The 16,154-nt window shown below is 66.6% G+C and carries 15 protein-coding genes and 2 riboswitches; of the genes, 9 read left to right on the plus strand and 6 right to left on the minus strand.

The window, feature by feature from the left end; all coding sequences use genetic code 11:
- Positions 1–52: 52 nt before the first annotated feature.
- Entirely contained in the window at positions 53–703 is a 651-nt protein-coding gene (locus AB0313_RS11030; protein ID WP_366305523.1) for a hypothetical protein, read from the minus strand.
- 369 nt (positions 704–1,072) lie between these two features.
- Positions 1,073–1,711 (minus strand): VOC family protein, encoded by a 639-nt coding sequence (locus tag AB0313_RS11035; protein ID WP_141940690.1) that lies wholly within the window; start codon positions 1,709–1,711, stop codon positions 1,073–1,075.
- 161 nt (positions 1,712–1,872) lie between these two features.
- A riboswitch (SAM riboswitch) is annotated at positions 1,873–1,987 on the plus strand.
- Between the two features lie 25 nt (positions 1,988–2,012).
- Between AB0313_RS11035 and AB0313_RS11040 the strand changes: the two genes are divergently transcribed.
- The 4 genes from AB0313_RS11040 to AB0313_RS11055 all read left to right on the plus strand — a co-directional run bounded on the left by AB0313_RS11040 (position 2,013) and on the right by AB0313_RS11055 (position 7,482).
- Complete coding sequence (locus AB0313_RS11040) at positions 2,013–3,347, plus strand: bifunctional o-acetylhomoserine/o-acetylserine sulfhydrylase (RefSeq protein ID WP_366305525.1); 1,335 nt, start codon at positions 2,013–2,015, stop codon at positions 3,345–3,347.
- A 150-nt stretch (positions 3,348–3,497) separates the two neighbouring features.
- Positions 3,498–3,613, plus strand: a riboswitch (SAM riboswitch).
- Positions 3,614–3,625: 12 nt separating this feature from the next.
- On the plus strand, positions 3,626–4,741 hold the full coding sequence (locus tag AB0313_RS11045; protein ID WP_366305527.1) for a homoserine O-acetyltransferase: 1,116 nt from the start codon (positions 3,626–3,628) through the stop codon (positions 4,739–4,741).
- 213 nt (positions 4,742–4,954) lie between these two features.
- The gene (locus tag AB0313_RS11050; RefSeq protein ID WP_366305529.1) at positions 4,955–6,337 is read left to right on the plus strand and encodes an MFS transporter; all 1,383 of its coding nucleotides are present in this window, start codon (positions 4,955–4,957) and stop codon (positions 6,335–6,337) included.
- Positions 6,338–6,345: 8 nt separating this feature from the next.
- Positions 6,346–7,482: a zinc-dependent alcohol dehydrogenase family protein gene (locus AB0313_RS11055; RefSeq protein ID WP_366305531.1), complete on the plus strand. Its 1,137-nt coding sequence runs from the start codon at positions 6,346–6,348 to the stop codon at positions 7,480–7,482.
- A gap of 28 nt (positions 7,483–7,510) precedes the next feature.
- Here AB0313_RS11055 and AB0313_RS11060 read toward each other — a convergent pair whose 3' ends face one another.
- Positions 7,511–8,443 carry a LysR family transcriptional regulator gene (locus AB0313_RS11060; RefSeq protein ID WP_307303486.1) on the minus strand — a complete coding sequence of 311 codons (933 nt, stop codon included), beginning with the start codon at positions 8,441–8,443 and terminating at the stop codon, positions 7,511–7,513.
- Positions 8,444–8,552: 109 nt separating this feature from the next.
- Here AB0313_RS11060 and mmsB point away from each other — a divergent pair, with 109 nt between their 5' ends.
- Together mmsB and AB0313_RS11070 are read left to right on the plus strand one after the other, a co-directional pair.
- Positions 8,553–9,476, plus strand: coding sequence for a 3-hydroxyisobutyrate dehydrogenase (gene mmsB, locus AB0313_RS11065; RefSeq protein WP_141940696.1), 924 nt, complete (start codon positions 8,553–8,555; stop codon positions 9,474–9,476).
- A gap of 32 nt (positions 9,477–9,508) precedes the next feature.
- Entirely contained in the window at positions 9,509–10,993 is a 1,485-nt protein-coding gene (locus tag AB0313_RS11070; RefSeq protein WP_141940697.1) for a CoA-acylating methylmalonate-semialdehyde dehydrogenase, read from the plus strand.
- Positions 10,994–11,078: 85 nt separating this feature from the next.
- Here AB0313_RS11070 and AB0313_RS11075 read toward each other — a convergent pair whose 3' ends face one another.
- Positions 11,079–11,675, minus strand: coding sequence for a hypothetical protein (locus AB0313_RS11075; RefSeq protein ID WP_141940698.1), 597 nt, complete (start codon positions 11,673–11,675; stop codon positions 11,079–11,081).
- A 49-nt stretch (positions 11,676–11,724) separates the two neighbouring features.
- A complete protein-coding gene (locus tag AB0313_RS11080; RefSeq protein WP_307303489.1) occupies positions 11,725–12,594 on the minus strand; it encodes an SGNH/GDSL hydrolase family protein in 870 nt (289 codons plus the stop codon).
- A 78-nt stretch (positions 12,595–12,672) separates the two neighbouring features.
- Here AB0313_RS11080 and AB0313_RS11085 point away from each other — a divergent pair, with 78 nt between their 5' ends.
- Positions 12,673–13,323 (plus strand): alpha/beta fold hydrolase, encoded by a 651-nt coding sequence (locus tag AB0313_RS11085; protein ID WP_141940700.1) that lies wholly within the window; start codon positions 12,673–12,675, stop codon positions 13,321–13,323.
- A 50-nt stretch (positions 13,324–13,373) separates the two neighbouring features.
- Here AB0313_RS11085 and AB0313_RS11090 read toward each other — a convergent pair whose 3' ends face one another.
- Positions 13,374–13,607 carry an RNA-binding S4 domain-containing protein gene (locus AB0313_RS11090; RefSeq protein WP_366305535.1) on the minus strand — a complete coding sequence of 78 codons (234 nt, stop codon included), beginning with the start codon at positions 13,605–13,607 and terminating at the stop codon, positions 13,374–13,376.
- 32 nt (positions 13,608–13,639) lie between these two features.
- On the opposite strand from AB0313_RS11090, the gene AB0313_RS11095 reads away from it, so the two are divergent.
- Positions 13,640–14,626: a DMT family transporter gene (locus AB0313_RS11095; RefSeq protein ID WP_366305537.1), complete on the plus strand. Its 987-nt coding sequence runs from the start codon at positions 13,640–13,642 to the stop codon at positions 14,624–14,626.
- Positions 14,627–14,767: 141 nt separating this feature from the next.
- Positions 14,768–16,153, plus strand: coding sequence for a glycine--tRNA ligase (locus tag AB0313_RS11100; RefSeq protein WP_366305539.1), 1,386 nt, complete (start codon positions 14,768–14,770; stop codon positions 16,151–16,153).
- The last annotated feature ends 1 nt before the right edge of the window (position 16,154 follow it).

Consider the following 16,154-nt stretch of genomic DNA (forward strand, 5'->3'; position numbering starts at 1 on the left):
TGATTTCGGCCAAGAGGGCCCGTCCTTTCAAGGGTAAAACCGCAGGTCAACCCTAGTTAGAGACCGGCCCCTTACACACTCTATGAAACACGCTCTGGTGGCGTTCCCGCCACCCACGGACTTTCGCCCGGAACCGGGACGGGACAAGTTCACCGGGGGCTGCGCCGCGTGCGGGGTTGGGGGCGTCGGGGTCGAGGAAATGCGCCACCAACTCCAGCGCGCCTTCGGGTGTGAGGCCCTCGGTTTCGTCCGCAACGATCTTCGCGTGCTGCCAGGACATGGCGCCGGTGGACAGCGCCTCGAGCACCGGTGGCAGGGAACAGACCCGGCGGGACTGGTCCACCAACGCGCCCGCGGCGGCGGAGCTGATGGTCAGGACGCCGGCGATCTCCTCCACGACAGACATCTCCGCATAGGTGCGGTCCTGCACACATGCATCCGGCGGAGTCATGGCCTGCTGGAGTTCGACGGCACGGGCAGCCTGCCCGGACTTTACCGCCGCCAGCTGCGCCTCCAACCGGGCAACAACCTCCAACCCTTCCAGGCACAGCTCATACCGGCGCTGCAGCACGTCAATATCTCCCGCCGCAGCCGTCAGCGCAGAATGTTCGAAATTCCGGTCCTCAAGAACCAGCGCATCAAGGGCAGCGACAGAGGCACGAACACCCTCCAACACCGCCCCAAAACCACCGCTGATTCCCATACCCACATCATCCAACCACCCACTGACAGTCAGACCTGCAAGCACCCCGCGCGAAGGCGGGGAAAGCCGGTCCGCCCAAGCCGGCCCACTGCCAAAGGCGCCTCACGACAAAAGGCCGCACGCCGTCGTCGTACATTCTCGATGCGGACAATCCTTCCCGCACCCCAAATGTCCCGCGCGAAAAGGAACTTCTGCGGCGCAGCGGAACACGCGGCCCTCACGGGTGTGGACAAGCTGGTGCCGCTTAAAGGAATTCGGCCGCCATGAGGTAGTGACGCCGTTGTTACTACCTCATGACGGCCGAAGCTGAGCCGGGCACGGCCCGGCAGGTCCGTCTCCCGGACAAGCAGGGGAGAGGGGCGGGAAGCGTCAGATAGTGACGGCTCCGTTGGCGGTTTCGAAGGTGACCGAAAGGATGCCGGGTGTGCCGTGCGGGGCCACCCACTCGACTGCAACATCCTCAAGGGGCTTCTCAACCGGCTCGCCGAGCCACTCGGTCACCCGCGAGGCTGAGCCGGCGATGGTCAGGCAGCTCATCTTAAGGTTGCTGGGGTAGGCGTTGGACGGGTGCAGTGACGGGTCCCCCTCCCACTTGAGCATGTAGGGGACCTGGGGGTCGGCGATGAGGCCCAGGATGCCAATCTGCTTCCAGACCAGTTCACGACCGTCAGGAAATTTGCGGTTGCCGTTGACGGCGGAGCGGCCAAGGCGTTCCTCGAAGGGGGCGAGGTCGTCCACTTCGACGCACCAGCCCATCCAGCCGCCGCCGGCTGCGGAACGGGCACGCACTGCCTGTCCGAACGGTGCCTTGTCGGATGCCGGGTGGTCCAGGACCTCCACAACCTCGAGGTACTTGTGCCCGGCGAGCGGGATGATCATATTCCGGGTACCGAAGCGGGGGTGTACCCCGCCCTTCACTGCCTCAACGCCGAGGGCAGTTGCAATACGTTCGGTAGTGGCCGCGAGGCCATCGTGTTCACAGGCGTAAGAGACGTGATCCATGCGCATGCGAACATCTTGGCACTTTGTGATCGGGCTCTCAGCTAAGGGTACCCTTACTGGCAGTTTTCCGGCGGCGGCACGCATGCGGCGAAGCAGCAGGACGCCCGTAAGACCATGTTCGTCACAATCCTGTTCCCGGCGACAGCACTCTTCCTACACTGGGCTCAGGTCATGAGCGCCAGCGCCAAGCCCCGGCTCGCTGGCCGGCAACCCTCCAACCGCGGTGGGGTGCCCCGGGTGAAGACCTGGCTGTCCGGCAAGAGCCGGAAGCAAGCGCGGCCCGTACTGCTCCCAGCATTCCGGGCCCATGTCACAGGAGACTGAGATGTCCAACGGATGGTCCTTCGAAACCCGCCAGATCCATGCCGGCCAGGAAGCGGACAGCGCCACGGGAGCGCGTGCGCTGCCCATTTACCAGACCACGTCCTTCGTGTTCCCGACCGCCGAGAGCGCAGCCAACCGCTTCGCGCTGGCCGAGCTGGCGCCCATCTACACACGGATCGGCAATCCCACGCAGGACGCCGTGGAGCAGCGGATCGCCAGCCTCGAAGGAGGCCTCGCGGCGCTGCTGCTGAGTTCCGGGCAGGCCGCAGAGACTTTCGCGGTGCTGAACATCGCCGAGGCCGGCGACCACATCGTGGCCAGCCCCAGCCTTTACGGCGGAACCTACAACCTGTTCGCCCACACACTGAAGAAGTTCGGTATTTCGGTCACCTTTGTGGAGGATCCGGACAACCTGGACCAGTGGCGCGCCGCCGTCCGGCCCAACACCAAGCTCTTCTTCGGTGAGGTGGTCTCCAATCCGCGCCAGGATGTCCTGGACCTCGAAGGCATCTCCGAGGTGGCCCACGAGGCCGGCGTTCCCCTGATCGTGGACAACACCCTGTCCACTCCCTACCTGATCCGACCTCTGGAGTGGGGCGCCGACATCGTGATCCATTCGGCCACCAAGTACCTGGGCGGCCATGGTTCGGCCATTGCGGGCGTCATCGTCGACTCCGGCAAGTTCGATTTCAGCAAGGATCCGGAGCGCTTCGCCGGCTTTAACACTCCTGACCCCACGTACAACGGCCTGGTCTACGCGCGTGACCTTGGCGAGGGCGGCGCGCTGGGAGCGAACCTCTCCTACATCCTCAAGGCCCGCGTGCAGCTGCTCCGCGACCTCGGGTCGGCGGTCTCGCCCTTCAACGCCTTCCTGATTTCCCAGGGCTTGGAGACGCTGAGCCTGCGGGTGGAGCGCCACGTTGCCAACGCCACGGAGGTGGCACGCTGGCTGGAGGCAAGGGACGACGTCGAATCGGTCGCCTACGCCGGGCTGCCGTCCAGCCCTTGGTATGAGCGTGGCCGCAAGTACGGGCCCAAGGGGACGGGCGCCGTCGTCTCCTTCAACCTGGCCGGCGGCGCGGAGGCGGGCAAGCGCTTCGTCGACGCGCTGGAACTGCACTCCCACGTGGCCAACATCGGTGACGTGCGCTCCCTGGTCATCCACCCGGCGTCGACCACCCACAGCCAGCTCACTCCGGAGCAGCAGGTGGTTGCCGGCGTCACTCCGGGGCTGGTGCGGCTCTCCGTCGGCCTCGAACACATCGACGACATCCTGGCTGACCTGGAAGCCGGCTTCCGCGCCGCCAAGGGCGCCTAGCAGCAAGCGCCAGGCAACGGGCGCTTAGGAACACACGTACGACGCCGGGCGGCCAGTCCGGCGGAATGGGCAGGGAGCGCAGCAAGCCGGGAAGTCACAACCAGTCACACTCTTGGCCTGGAGCGGGGGGTGTTTCGTACACTCGAACCAGGTCATGAGTGCCAGTGACAGCCCCGGCTTGCTGGCCGGCAACCCTCCTTCCGCGGTGGGGTGCCCCGGGTGAGGACCTGGCCTGCCGGCCAATTGACGGCGGGCAAGCGCGTAGAAGAGGTCTTGCCATGACGGTTACCGTCACCCGAACCACAGCCCCCGAACATGGAATCGTCCGTTACGCCTCCATCGGCGGCCTCGAACTTGAGGCCGGAGGGTACCTGCCGGACGTCACGCTGGCCTACGAAACCTGGGGCACCCTGAACCAGGACGGCAGCAACGCCATCCTGATCGAGCATGCCCTGACGGGCAGCACGCACGTGACCCGCGGCGACACCGACGAAGAGGGCTGGTGGGAACAGCTGGCTGGCCCCGGCGCCCCGGTGGACACTGACCGGTTCTTCGTGGTCTCCATCAACATCGTGGGTGGCTGCTACGGATCCACCGGCCCGTCGTCGCCCGCGCCCGACGGGAAGTCCTGGGGCTCCAGGTTCCCCCTGGTCACGCTCCGCGACAGCACCGTAGCGGAGGCCCGGCTGGCGGACCAGCTGGGCATCAGCAGCTGGTTTGCCGTCCTGGGCGGATCCATGGGCGGCGCCCGCGCCCTGGAGTGGGCCGTGACGTATCCGGAGCGGGTGCAGCGGTGCGCCGTCATCGCCGTAGGAGCCGCGAGCACGGCGGAACAGATTGCTTTTGCCCAGGCCCAGACCCTGGCCATCAGGCAGGACCCGCACTTCAACGGCGGCGACTATTATGGCGGACCGTCACCGGAGGAAGGGCTGGCGCTGGCCCGCCGGATCGCCCACATCACCTACCGGTCCGCAACCGAACTTGAAGGCCGCTTCGGCCGGGCCCCCCAGGCGCCTGAGTCTCCCTTCCGGGGGGAGGTGCTGGCGGCCCGCGGCCGGTACCAGGTTGAAAGCTACCTGGACCACCAGGGCAACAAGCTGGTGAAGCGATTTGACGCGAACAGCTACATCGCCCTGACTGAGGCACTCATGAGCCACGACATCTGCCGGGGCCGGGGAACCCTGCCCGAGACCCTGGCCACGTCCACCGCGCGGTTCTTCGTGGCCGCCGTCGACTCCGACCGGCTCTACTTTCCGTCGCAGTCCCGCGAGCTGGCGCAGGCGCTGCCCGGCGACGTGGACGTCCATATCATCCAGGCTCCGATCGGGCATGACGGGTTCCTGACCGAGATTGGACAGCTGGGCGGCCAGCTGAGGAGCAGCTTCCTGGTCTAGCCCCGCTAGTCCGGCCCGCCCGGCGTCCCGCCGTGCAAGGCGGCTGCTTGTGCATTCCTGCAGATGCATTCTGCACTAATGGGCGTTGAGCTTGGCCGGCAGGCAGACCATACTCATCGGGACCGGCCTTCGTGGCGTGCATCACATGTGTGCACCACGCCCGCGGCCATTGACTGTCCCCGTGGTGTCGACGACGACGCCGAAGGAGTTCGCATGAGTACGGAAAGCCCCGCCGCAAGGCGCACCGAGGAAACCGAGGTCAAGGCCTCAGGCCTTAAGAAGGTGGTCGCGGCCTCCATGGCCGGAACCGTCGTGGAGTGGTACGAGTTCTTCCTCTACGCATCAGCGGCCACGCTGGTGTTCGGGAAGGCTTTCTTCCCCAATGCCGGCACCGACCTGGACGGCATCATCGCTGCCTTCCTCACCTATGCCGTCGGGTTCGTGGCCCGTCCGATCGGTGGCATCGTCTTTGGCCACTTTGGCGACAAGTTTGGACGGAAGCAGCTGCTGCAGCTGAGCATCATCCTGGTGGGCGTCTCCACCTTCCTCATGGGCTGCCTGCCCACGTTCCAGCAGATCGGCTACTGGGCCCCCACGCTGCTGGTGGTCCTCCGGTTTGCCCAGGGCTTTGCCGTCGGCGGTGAATGGGGCGGCGCCGTCCTCCTCGTCGCGGAGCACAGCCCCAGCAAGTCACGGGGCTTCTGGGCCAGCTGGCCGCAGTCCGCCGTGCCGCTGGGAAACCTGCTGGCCACGGCCGTGCTGTTCGTGCTGTCCTCCACGCTGACGCAGGAAGCATTCCTCGGCTGGGGCTGGCGCGTGGCGTTCTGGCTGTCCGCAGTGATTGTCCTGATCGGCTACTACATCCGCACCAAGGTCAACGACGCCCCCATCTTCCTGGAGGCCCGCAAAGAGGTGGATGCCGGCCACAAAGGCTACGGTGTGGCCGAGGTTTTCCGCCGCTACCCCCGCGGCGTCTTCACCGCCATGGGCCTGCGCTTCGCGGAGAACATCCTGTACTACCTCGTGGTGACCTTCTCCATCACCTACCTGAAGACCGTGGTCCAGGCCGACACCACGCGCATTCTCCTCCTGCTGCTCGTTGCCCACGCCGTGCACTTCGCCGTCGTGCCCATGGTCGGCAAGCTGTCGGACCGCTTCGGCCGCAAACCCGTTTACATGGCCGGAGCCGTCATGGGCGCCACCTGGGGCTTCTTCGCCTTCCCCATGATGGACACGAAGAACGACTTCATCATCCTGGCCTCCATCATGATCGGTTTGGTGTTCCACGCCTTCATGTACGCCGGCCAGCCTGCCATCATGGCGGAAATGTTCCCCACCCGGATGCGGTACTCGGGGGTCTCCCTGGGCTACCAGGTGACCTCGATCGTGGCCGGTTCGCTCGCTCCGATCATCGCCGCCTCGCTCCTGGGCACCTACAAGTCATCCGTCCCCGTGGCCGTCTACCTGCTCATTGCCTGCGCCATCACCGCCGTCTCCGTCTTCTTCCTGAAGGAAACCCGCGGCATCTCGCTGCACGACGTGGATGCCGCCGACGCCAAGGGCACAGCCGACCTGCTGGCCGCCGCCAAGAAATAAGGGAACCGATGAAAGCCGCCGTCCTCTACTCAACCGTCCCTCCCGCTGCCGGGGCCCCGGGAACGCAGCGTTATGCCGAGTCCCGCCCGTTGCAGGTCCAGGAACTGGAACAGCCCAGGCCCCGGGCCGGTGAACTGGGCGTCGCCATTACCTACTCGAGCCTGTGCCACTCGGACCTCTCAGTAGTGGACGGCTCCAGGATCCGGCCGCTGCCCATGGCGCTGGGCCACGAGGCCGTGGGCCGCGTTGTGGAGGTAGGGGACGGCGTCTCCGACGTGTCCGTGGGTGACCACGTGGTACTGGTCTTCGTGCCGAGCTGCGGCCAGTGCCGGGCATGCCGGTCCGGCCGCCCCGCGCTGTGCCACCGGGCAGCGGAGGTCAATGGCTCGGGCGACCTGCTGCACGGTCCCGCCCTGCTGCGGACGCCGTCGGGGGAGCGCATCAACCACCACCTCGGTGTCTCGGCCTTCGCCGATTACGCAGTGGTTGCGCGGGAATCAGTGGTGGTAATAGACGACGACGTCCCGGACACTGTCGCCGCGATGTTCGGTTGCGCCGTGCTCACCGGAATGGGATCCGTATTCAACACTGCCGGAGTCACTCCCGGGCAGTCCGTGGCAGTCTTCGGCCTCGGGGCCGTGGGCCTGTCCGCTGTCATGGCCGCGCGCCTTGCCGGTGCCACGGGCGTGATCGCCATCGACCCCAACAAGGGCAAACACCAGCTTGCCCTGGACGCCGGTGCCACGGCTGTGGGTACGCCTGGGGATGCGGACCGGTTGATCGCGGAAGCGGCCGGCGATGGAGTGGATGTTGCCATTGAAGCGGTGGGCTCGGCCGGGGTGATCGCCTCGTGCCTGGAGCGGGTAACCCGGGGCGGCGCGGTGGTATCGGTGGGACTGCCCCACCCCTCGGCCGAGCTGACGGTACCGGCCCTGCAGTTCGCCGGAGCGGGCAAGCGGCTGCTGGGCTCCTATATGGGCGATGCCGTCCCCGGCCGGGACATTCCGAAGTACCTCGCGTACTGGCGGGAGGGCAGGCTGCCGGTTGAGCTGCTGCACACTGACACCCGGCCGCTGAGCGAGATCAACGAGGGCCTGGATGCGCTCGCCTCCGGGCAGGTGGTGCGGCGGCTCTTCCAGGCCTGACGCCCCGAGTGCGGGTCTGGGGCCTGCCTCAGCCTGCCAGCAGCCCCGCCCGCTCCTTCACTTCCTCCTTCAGTGCCGCAATCACGGCCTGCACCCGGGCGGACCGGAGCGACTCCGGCCGTGCCACGGCCCAGATGGGCAGCTGGCGTTCAAAGTCGCCGGCCAGCACGGGTACGAAATCCTCCCGGTCGCCCACCATGAAGTTTGGCAGCAGCCCGATGCCCGCACCCTGCCGCACGGCTTCCACCTGGGCGAACACGCTGGTGGCCTGGAAGCTGGTCCTCGGCAACGGCAGCTGGGACGACCACCGCGGCCCCAGTTCCTCCACCTGGAGGGCGGACTCGACGTACGAGACAAAGCCGTGCTGTCCTACATCGTCGAGCGTCGCCGGCAGGCCGTGGCGCGCGGCATAGCAGCGGCTGGCGTAGAGGCGCAGGTAATAGTTGCTAAGGAAGATGGTCTGCGCGGTGGTGACGTCCGCCCTGCCCACCACGATCTCCAGGTCCACGCCGGACCGGTTCTGGCTGACTTTCCTGGTTGCGCTGAGCATCTCAATGTTCAGCTGCGGGTTCTGCTGCTGGAGCCGCACCAGGGACGGCGTGACGAACACTGCCCCCACCCCGTCCGTGGTGGCGACGCGGACCAGCCCGGCAAGGGTGCTTTGGTCCTGGCTGATCAGGCCGGAAAGCGCGCCGAGGGTGTCCTCGATGGCCTCCGCGGCCTCCACCGCGGCCGCTCCCAGCTGCGTCAGCTCCCAGCCGTGCGGGCTCCGCTCAAGGGTCCGGCCGCCCAGCTGCTTGTCCAAGGCCAAAATCCGGCGGGAAATGGTGGTGTGGGTGGTCCCCAGTGTTTCGGCCACGGCATTGAACCGCCCCAGGCGGGCAACGGTCAGCAGGATCAGCAGATCGTCGGGGCTCGGCAACCTTGATGAGTCCACACAGGACCTTTCGTTGATGTGCATTGATGCACAGATCGTCTGTAATTTTTCCCCTTGATTGCACTCTAGCAGGGTGTGATGCTTGACACAGAGAACCGGCTGCGATGCCGGAAGAAAGCAAAGGAGCTTAAACATGGCAACCATCGGTTGGATTGGCCTGGGCAACATGGGCGGCCACATGTCGGTGAACCTGGCGAAGGCCGGGCATGATGTGCGCGGTTTCGACCTCAACCCCGCAGCCCTTGACGCCGCCGCCGCCCGCGGCGTCAAGCGGGCCGCCAGCATCGCCGAAGCAGTTGACGGTGCAGACGCCGTGTTCACCATGCTCCCCAAGGGTGAGCACGCCCGCGCCGTCTATCTCGGCGAGGACGGAGTGCTGGCCCACGCGGACACCCGCACCCTCCTCATCGACTCGTCCACCATTGACGTCGCCACCGCCCAGGAATTGCACGACGCCGCAGCTGCCGCCGGCTTCCGCTTCGTGGACGCCCCGGTGTCCGGCGGCATGAGCGGTGCTGAAGCAGGAACGCTGACTTTCATGGTGGGCGGTGAAGAAGGCGCCGTTGCGGACGCCACGGGCTACATCGGTCCCATGGCCGCCAACATCATTCCCACCGGCGGTCCCACCACGGGCCAGGCGGCCAAGATCTGCAACAACCTCATGCTCTTCATCAACCTCGCGTCCACTGCCGAAGGCGCAGTGCTCGCCGAACGGCTGGGCCTGGACAAGCAGGTCTTCTGGAACATCGCCTCCGTGTCCTCAGGCGATTCGTGGGCGCTGCGCACCTGGTACCCGGTGCCGGGCGTGGTCCCCACTGCGGCCTCCAACAACGACTTTGCGCCCACCTTCACTACGGAGCTCGCGAACAAGGACATCGGCCTTGCCATCAGCGCCGCCGAAGACACGGGCACGCCGCTGGAGATCGGCAAGCACGTCCAGCAGCTGTTCCAGCGGCTGATCGACGCGGGAGACGCCGGCAAGGACTGCTCGATGATCATCAAGCTCGTGGACGGTTCTCTCCAGCAGCCGACCAGCCAGGCACCGACGGCCAACTAGCCCCACGCAAAGAACGCAGGAAAGAGACTCCCTTGGAAACCATTCCGCATTACATCAACGGCACCCGCGTCACCGACGCCGAGCGATTCGGTCCGGTCTTCAATCCGGCCACCGGAGAACAGGAAAAGCAGGTAGTGCTTGCCTCGGCAGCCAGGACCGAGGAAGCCATTGCCGCCGCGCGCGCCGCGCTGCCGGCGTGGCGGGCCACCAGCCTGGCCAAGCGCACCACCATCTTCTTCAAGGTCCGCGAAATCCTCAACCAGCGCAAGTCCGAACTCGCCGCCGTCCTCACCAGCGAGCACGGGAAGGTCCTCTCCGACGCAGAGGGCGAAATCGCCCGCGGCCTGGAAAACATCGACTTCGCCACCGGCCTGTCCCACATGCTCAAGGGGGAGCGTTCCGAGCAGGTCTCCAGCGGCATCGATGTCCATTCCGTCCGCCAGCCGGTAGGCGTCGTTGCCTGCATCACGCCCTTCAACTTCCCGGCCATGGTGCCGCTCTGGATGATCGGCAGTGCGCTCGCCTGCGGCAACACAGTGTTGCTCAAGCCCAGCGAGAAGGACCCATCGGCTGCGGTCTTCATCGCCGAGGCCTTCACCGAAGCAGGGCTGCCGCCGGGCGTCCTGAATGTCGTCCAGGGTGACAAGGAGACCGTCGATGTCCTGCTGGAGCACCCTGACGTCAAGGCGGTGAGCTTTGTAGGCTCCACCCCGGTGGCCCAGTCCATCTACAAGCGGGCAGCAGAGCACGGCAAGCGGGTCCAGGCCCTGGGCGGGGCCAAGAACCACATGGTGGTCCTTCCCGACGCCGACCTGGACATGGCCGCCGACGCGGCGGTTTCCGCCGCCTACGGATCTGCCGGCGAGCGCTGCATGGCCGTCAGCGTCCTGGTGGCCGTGGGCAACATCGCCGATGACCTGGTCAAGGCGATCTCCACCCGCATGGCGGACCTGGCGATTGGCCCCGGAACCGATCCCGCCTCCCAGATGGGCCCGCTGATTACTGCCGAGCACCGGGACCGCGTGGCATCCTACGTCGCCGGCGCGGAAGCCGAGGGTGCCACCTTGGTGGTGGACGGCCGCTCCCAGCAGTTCGACTCCAACGGGTTCTTCATTGGCGTCAGCCTGGTGGACCACGTTAAGCCCGGCATGAAGGTGTACGACGACGAGATCTTCGGGCCCGTCCTCTCCGTGGTCCGTGTCGATACCTACAGCGATGCGGTCCGGCTGGTCAATGACAACGAGTTCGGCAACGGCACAGCCATCTTCACCCGCGACGGCGGGGCGGCCAGGCAGTTCGAGTTCGACGTCGAAGCCGGCATGGTGGGCGTGAACGTGCCCATCCCGGTTCCGGTAGGCACCTTCTCGTTCGGCGGCTGGAAGAACTCACTGTTCGGCGACACCCACATGTACGGGCCCGACAGCATCCGGTTCTACACCAGGGGCAAAGTGGTGACCACGCGCTGGCCGGACCCGTCCACCTCCGTGATCGACCTGGGCTTCCCCCAGGTCGACTAGGCAGGCCAAATCCAACAAGCAGATTAAGCACAGCAGGCCGGGGACCAACCACGGGTCCCCGGCCTGCTGTGTTTATCGGCCGCGCCTAGCCGTTCATGATGTCGCCGCGGCGCTTCATGTACTCCTCCATGGACAGTTCACCGTTGGAGTACTGCTGGTCCAGTTCCGCCATCTTCCGGGCGCGGAACCCCTGGGGAGCGGAGGGTGGTGGTGGAGTGGCAGGTCCGGAAGCCTGGCCGCGTCCCTCCTGCTGGAACCCCTGCTGCGGGAATGGCTGCTGCTGGAACGGCGGTTCCTGCGGGGGGCCATAACGGGGATCCGGCATCGGAGGCTGCCCGTACTGCTGCGGCGGCAGCTGCTGCCCGCCATATGGCTGCTGCGCGCCATAAGGCGGCTGACCCTCGAAAGGTGGCTGGCGGAAGCCGCCGGAGAAGTAGTCCTGCTGGGTGTAGCCGTCCCGCGGCTGGCGGCTCTGGGGCCCGGCCGAGCCAGGGAACGGGCCATAGCCGGGGTACTGATCCGGGCCCGGGAGCTGGTTCTGCCCCGGGTACTGGCCCGGTCCGGGGAACTGGCCGGGGAAGCCCTGGTCCCGGTCCCGGCGCGCCACGGAGCGGCGGTAGGCCCGCATTGCCATGGGGACGACGAAGGACAGGATGATGATCCAGAAAAACAAGCTGCTCACGCTGGCGCGCCTCTCGTGTGTTGTCCTTCCAGCGTAACCCCGGGAGGCCTTACCGGCGGCTGGGCTCCGACGTTCCCAGCGGACCCTCCCCGGAGCCCAACGGGACGCCCGGACCAAAGACGGGTCCCGGCGTCGGCCGCTTTGCCGTGATACCGTCCCCGGACGACTGGTGGCGCAGCCGCCGCAGCACCCACGGCACGAAGTATTCCCGTGCCCAGACCAGGTCGCCGGAGCGGGCCTCGCGCCAGGTCCGGGGCGGCAGCGGCTTGGGCTGCAGGGGCTCCAGCGAGTGATCCACGTTGAGCGCGTCCAGGACCATGGCCGCGATGGTGTGGTGGCCCAGCGGTGAGAAGTGCAGCCTGTCCTGGTCCCACATCTGCGGATCGCTCAACTGCCGGAGGGACCACATGTCCGCGATGACGGCGTCGTGCCGGGCGGCTACGGTGCGGAGGTTTTCGTTGTAAATGGCCACCTTGCTCCGGATCCTGCTGAGCACCGATGAACCGGTATCGGGGCCGTTGAACAGGACCACCGTGGCGCCGCCCATGGAGAGGATCTGGACCACGGAATCGAGTTTCTCGGCCAGCGCATCGGGATCACCGCCGGGACGGATCAGGTCGTTGCCGCCGGCGGACAGGGTCACCAGGTCCGGCTTCAGCTCCAGCGCAGGGGCCAACTGCTGGTCCACGATCTGCTGCAGCAGCCGGCCACGCACGGCAAGGTTGGCGTACGCGAAGTCCGGCTTGGTGCGGCCCAATTCCTCGGCCACCCTGTCCGCCCAGCCGCGGTGGCCGCCGGGGCTTGAGGGTTCCGGATCGCCGATGCCCTCGGTAAAGGAATCGCCCATCGCCACATACCGGCTCCAGGGATGGGAACCGGGGTGCGCGGACGGGGTCTGGATGCCACTTGCGTCAGTCACGGTCCTATCCTGCCTTCCGCCTCGCTGCCTACGCCAACGTAGGTTGTTACCTCCAAGTAACTGGTATGAATGGAAACCATGACTGACGCCGAAGTATTTCCTGCCCCCGTTGTCCTGTGGTCCCATCCGGAAGACCAGCGCGCTGGAAAGCCGCTGCTGGTACTGCTCCACGGCTACGGTGCCAACGAGCAGGACCTGCTCAGCCTGGCTGACCTGCTGCCCGGGGACTTCGCCGTCGCTTCGCTCCGGGCGCCCATCGCCATGGGCCCCGGCTTCACCTGGTTCCCGCTCACGGCCTCCATCGAATACTCCTTGGACCGGGTCAAGAAAGCGTCCGCCTATGTGCTCGACTGGATCGACACCATCCGCGTGGGCCACCCGTCGGTGACCCTGCTCGGTTTCTCCATGGGCATGGCCATGGCCACCACGCTCCTCCGCCAGCGGCCCACGGACTTCGCCGCCGTCGTCGGACTTTCAGGTTTCGTGGTGGACGCCGCCGGCGACCCTACCTTCAGGGACGACGAACTGGACGGCACGGTGCCCATGTTCTGGGGCCGGGACCAGCAGGATCCGGTGATCACCCAGGACAAGATCGAGTTCACCATGGGCTGGGTGCGCAGGCACGTCAAGCTCACCAAAGTGCTCTACACCGGCATGTGGCACGGCATCAACCAGCAGGAGATCGGACACGTGGGGGAGTTCCTCACCCACGAGGTGCTGAACAAGTAGGAGTACGACGGCGGCACGGAGGTTTGACGGCGGAACGCCGGCAGCCGCGGCTAGTCAGCCGTGGGTGCCACGACCCGGACGGTCTGGCCGTTAACGGTGACGGTGTCCCCGTTATGCAGCTGGCGGCCGCGGCGGTCGTCGATTTCGCCGTTGACGTTGACCAGACCGTTCCTGATGAGCTCCGCCGCCTCCACGCCGTCCTCCACCAGGTTGGCGAGCTTCAGCAGCTGGCCCAGCCGGATCATGCTGTCGCGGATGGGGACGTCGTCAATGGGGTTGCTCATAGAGCAATGATGCCTGAACTAAGCTTGATCCAATGACCTCCCCTCCACGCCTGCCGGTACTTGCAGGCCTGCCCCTGGCCGTGGGTTCCGGCCTCGCCATCCCCGTCCAGGGCCGCATCAACGGGGCGTTGGGGGCCCGGCTCAACGATGGAATCGCCGCGGCGGCCGTGAGTTTCAGCACAGGCCTGCTGGTCATGATCGTGATCTCGCTGGCGCTGCCGCGGGGCCGGGCCGGCCTGGCCGCCATCCTTCCGGCTGTCCGGAACCGCGCTTTTCCCCGCATCTACGTGGTGGCCGGCGCCATCGGTGCGCTGTTCGTGTTTGCCCAGTCCTTCACGGTGGGCATCCTCGGCGTGGCACTTTTCACGGTCGCCACCGTCACGGGGCAGACAGTGAGCGGCCTGCTGGTGGATCGGATGGGGATCGGGCCGGCCGGGAAGAAATCCGTGACCGGCATCCGGATCATCGGCTGCATCCTCACCATCGCCGCGGTTGCCTGGGCAGTGTCACCCCGGTTCGGCGGCGGAGCCTCATGGGACGCGGCAGGACTGCTGCTGCCTATCCTGCTGCCGGTGGCGGCGGGCTTCCTCATGAGTTTCCAGCAGGCCATGAACGGCACCGCCACCGTGCACTACGGCACCCCGATCGCCGCCACGCTGGTCAACTTCGTGGCCGGCTGCATCGTGCTGTGGACGGCGCTGGCCGTGAAGCTGGCGGTAGCCGGCCCGGCCAACCCGCTGCCGGGGGAGTGGTGGTACTACCTGGGCGGTCCCATGGGCTGCGTCTTCATTGGTTTGGGCGCCCTCCTGGTCCGCAGCCTCGGCGTGCTGGTCACCGGGCTGGGCATGATCGCGGGCCAGCTGCTGGGCTCGCTGGCCCTGGACCTGGCGCTGCCCACCCCCGGGACCGTCGTCGCTCCGGCCACCGTGCTGGGGACCCTGCTGACCCTCGCCGCCATCATCCTGGCAACCCTGCCCTGGCCGCGGGGCGCGCTGCGCAGGCAGCGGCCGGTACGCTAGGACTCGAGCTTTCCACGTCTTCCTTCAACCGCTTCCTTCATCCGCCCCGTCGCGTTGCCCACTGTGCCTCGGCACTCGGCAGCCGGGGCCCGACAACCCGCGGACCGCACCCAGCGGCCCTGTAGAAATTGGAGTTATCCCATGGCAGCAAAATCCGTCCTCGACCAGGTCATTTCCCTCTCCAAGCGGAGGGGCTTCGTATTCCAGGCCGGTGAGATCTACGGAGGCTCGCGGTCTGCCTGGGACTACGGCCCCCTGGGCGCCGAGCTGAAGGAAAACATCAAGCGCCAGTGGTGGCAGTCCATGGTCCGCGGCCGCGAGGACGTAGTGGGCCTGGACTCCTCCGTCATCCTGCCCCGCCAGGTATGGGAAGCCTCCGGCCACGTGGAGGTCTTCTCCGACCCCCTGGTGGAGTGCCTGTCCTGCCACAAGCGCTACCGCGCGGACCACCTCGAGGAAGAGTACGAGGAGAAGAAGGGCCGCCCTGCGGAGAACGGCCTGAAGGACATCGTCTGCGCCAACTGCGGCACCCGCGGCCAGTGGACCGAGCCGCAGGAGTTCTCCGGCCTGCTCAAGACCTACCTGGGACCGGTGGCCAGCGAGGAAGGCCTGCACTACCTGCGCCCCGAAACCGCGCAGGGCATCTTCGTGAACTTCAACAACGTGCTCACCACCTCCCGGAAGAAGCCCCCGTTCGGCATCGGCCAGATCGGCAAGTCCTTCCGCAACGAGATCACCCCCGGCAACTTCATCTTCCGAACCCGTGAGTTCGAGCAGATGGAGATGGAGTTCTTCGTGGAGCCCGGCACGGATGAAGAGTGGCACAAGTACTGGATGAACGAGCGCATGGCCTGGTACACGGGCCTGGGCATCCGCGAGGAGAACCTCCGCTTCTTCGAGCACCCCAAGGAGAAACTGAGCCACTACTCCAAGGGCACCACGGACATCGAGTACCGCTTCGGTTTCCAGGGCTCCGAGTGGGGTGAGCTGGAAGGCATCGCCAACCGCACCGACTTTGACCTCTCCACGCATGCCAAGGCATCCGGCACGGACCTGAGCTACTTCAACCAGGCCACCAACGAGCGCTACATTCCGTACGTGATCGAGCCCGCGGCCGGCCTGACCCGTTCCTTCATGGCGTTCCTGGTGGACGCCTACACCGAGGACGAGGCCCCCAACGCCAAGGGCGGCGTGGACGTGCGCACCGTGCTGAAGCTGGACCCGCGCCTGGCCCCGGTCAAGGCCGCAGTGCTGCCGCTGAGCCGCAACGAGGACCTGTCCCCGAAGGCCAAGGCCCTGGGCGCGCAGCTCCGGAAGAACTGGAACATCGATTTCGACGATGCCGGCGCCATTGGCCGCCGCTACCGCCGCCAGGACGAGATTGGCACCCCGTTCTGCATCACGGTGGACTTCGACACGCTCGACGACCAGGCCGTCACCATCCGCGAGCGGGACACCATGAGCCAGGAACGCGTCTCCCTGGACAAGGTGGAGGGCTACCTGGCGGCACGGCTGATCGGCGCCTGAG

The sequence above is a fragment of the Pseudarthrobacter sp. NPDC080039 genome (assembly GCF_040702335.1).
In the GTDB taxonomy this organism is placed as follows: domain Bacteria; phylum Actinomycetota; class Actinomycetes; order Actinomycetales; family Micrococcaceae; genus Arthrobacter; species Arthrobacter enclensis_A.

Coding starts and splice junctions, on each gene's coding strand:
- AB0313_RS11095 (WP_366305537.1), top strand. CDS start 13,640: ATGACCTCCCCTCCACGCCTGCCGGTACTTGCAGGCCTGCCCCTGGCC.
- mmsB (WP_141940696.1), top strand. CDS start 8,553: ATGGCAACCATCGGTTGGATTGGCCTGGGCAACATGGGCGGCCACATG.
- AB0313_RS11100 (WP_366305539.1), top strand. CDS start 14,768: ATGGCAGCAAAATCCGTCCTCGACCAGGTCATTTCCCTCTCCAAGCGG.
- AB0313_RS11040 (WP_366305525.1), top strand. CDS start 2,013: ATGTCACAGGAGACTGAGATGTCCAACGGATGGTCCTTCGAAACCCGC.
- AB0313_RS11090 (WP_366305535.1), bottom strand. CDS start 13,607: ATGAGCAACCCCATTGACGACGTCCCCATCCGCGACAGCATGATCCGG.
- AB0313_RS11035 (WP_141940690.1), bottom strand. CDS start 1,711: ATGCGCATGGATCACGTCTCTTACGCCTGTGAACACGATGGCCTCGCG.
- AB0313_RS11045 (WP_366305527.1), top strand. CDS start 3,626: ATGACGGTTACCGTCACCCGAACCACAGCCCCCGAACATGGAATCGTC.
- AB0313_RS11030 (WP_366305523.1), bottom strand. CDS start 703: ATGGGAATCAGCGGTGGTTTTGGGGCGGTGTTGGAGGGTGTTCGTGCC.
- AB0313_RS11085 (WP_141940700.1), top strand. CDS start 12,673: ATGACTGACGCCGAAGTATTTCCTGCCCCCGTTGTCCTGTGGTCCCAT.
- AB0313_RS11055 (WP_366305531.1), top strand. CDS start 6,346: ATGAAAGCCGCCGTCCTCTACTCAACCGTCCCTCCCGCTGCCGGGGCC.
- AB0313_RS11050 (WP_366305529.1), top strand. CDS start 4,955: ATGAGTACGGAAAGCCCCGCCGCAAGGCGCACCGAGGAAACCGAGGTC.
- AB0313_RS11060 (WP_307303486.1), bottom strand. CDS start 8,443: ATGCACATCAACGAAAGGTCCTGTGTGGACTCATCAAGGTTGCCGAGC.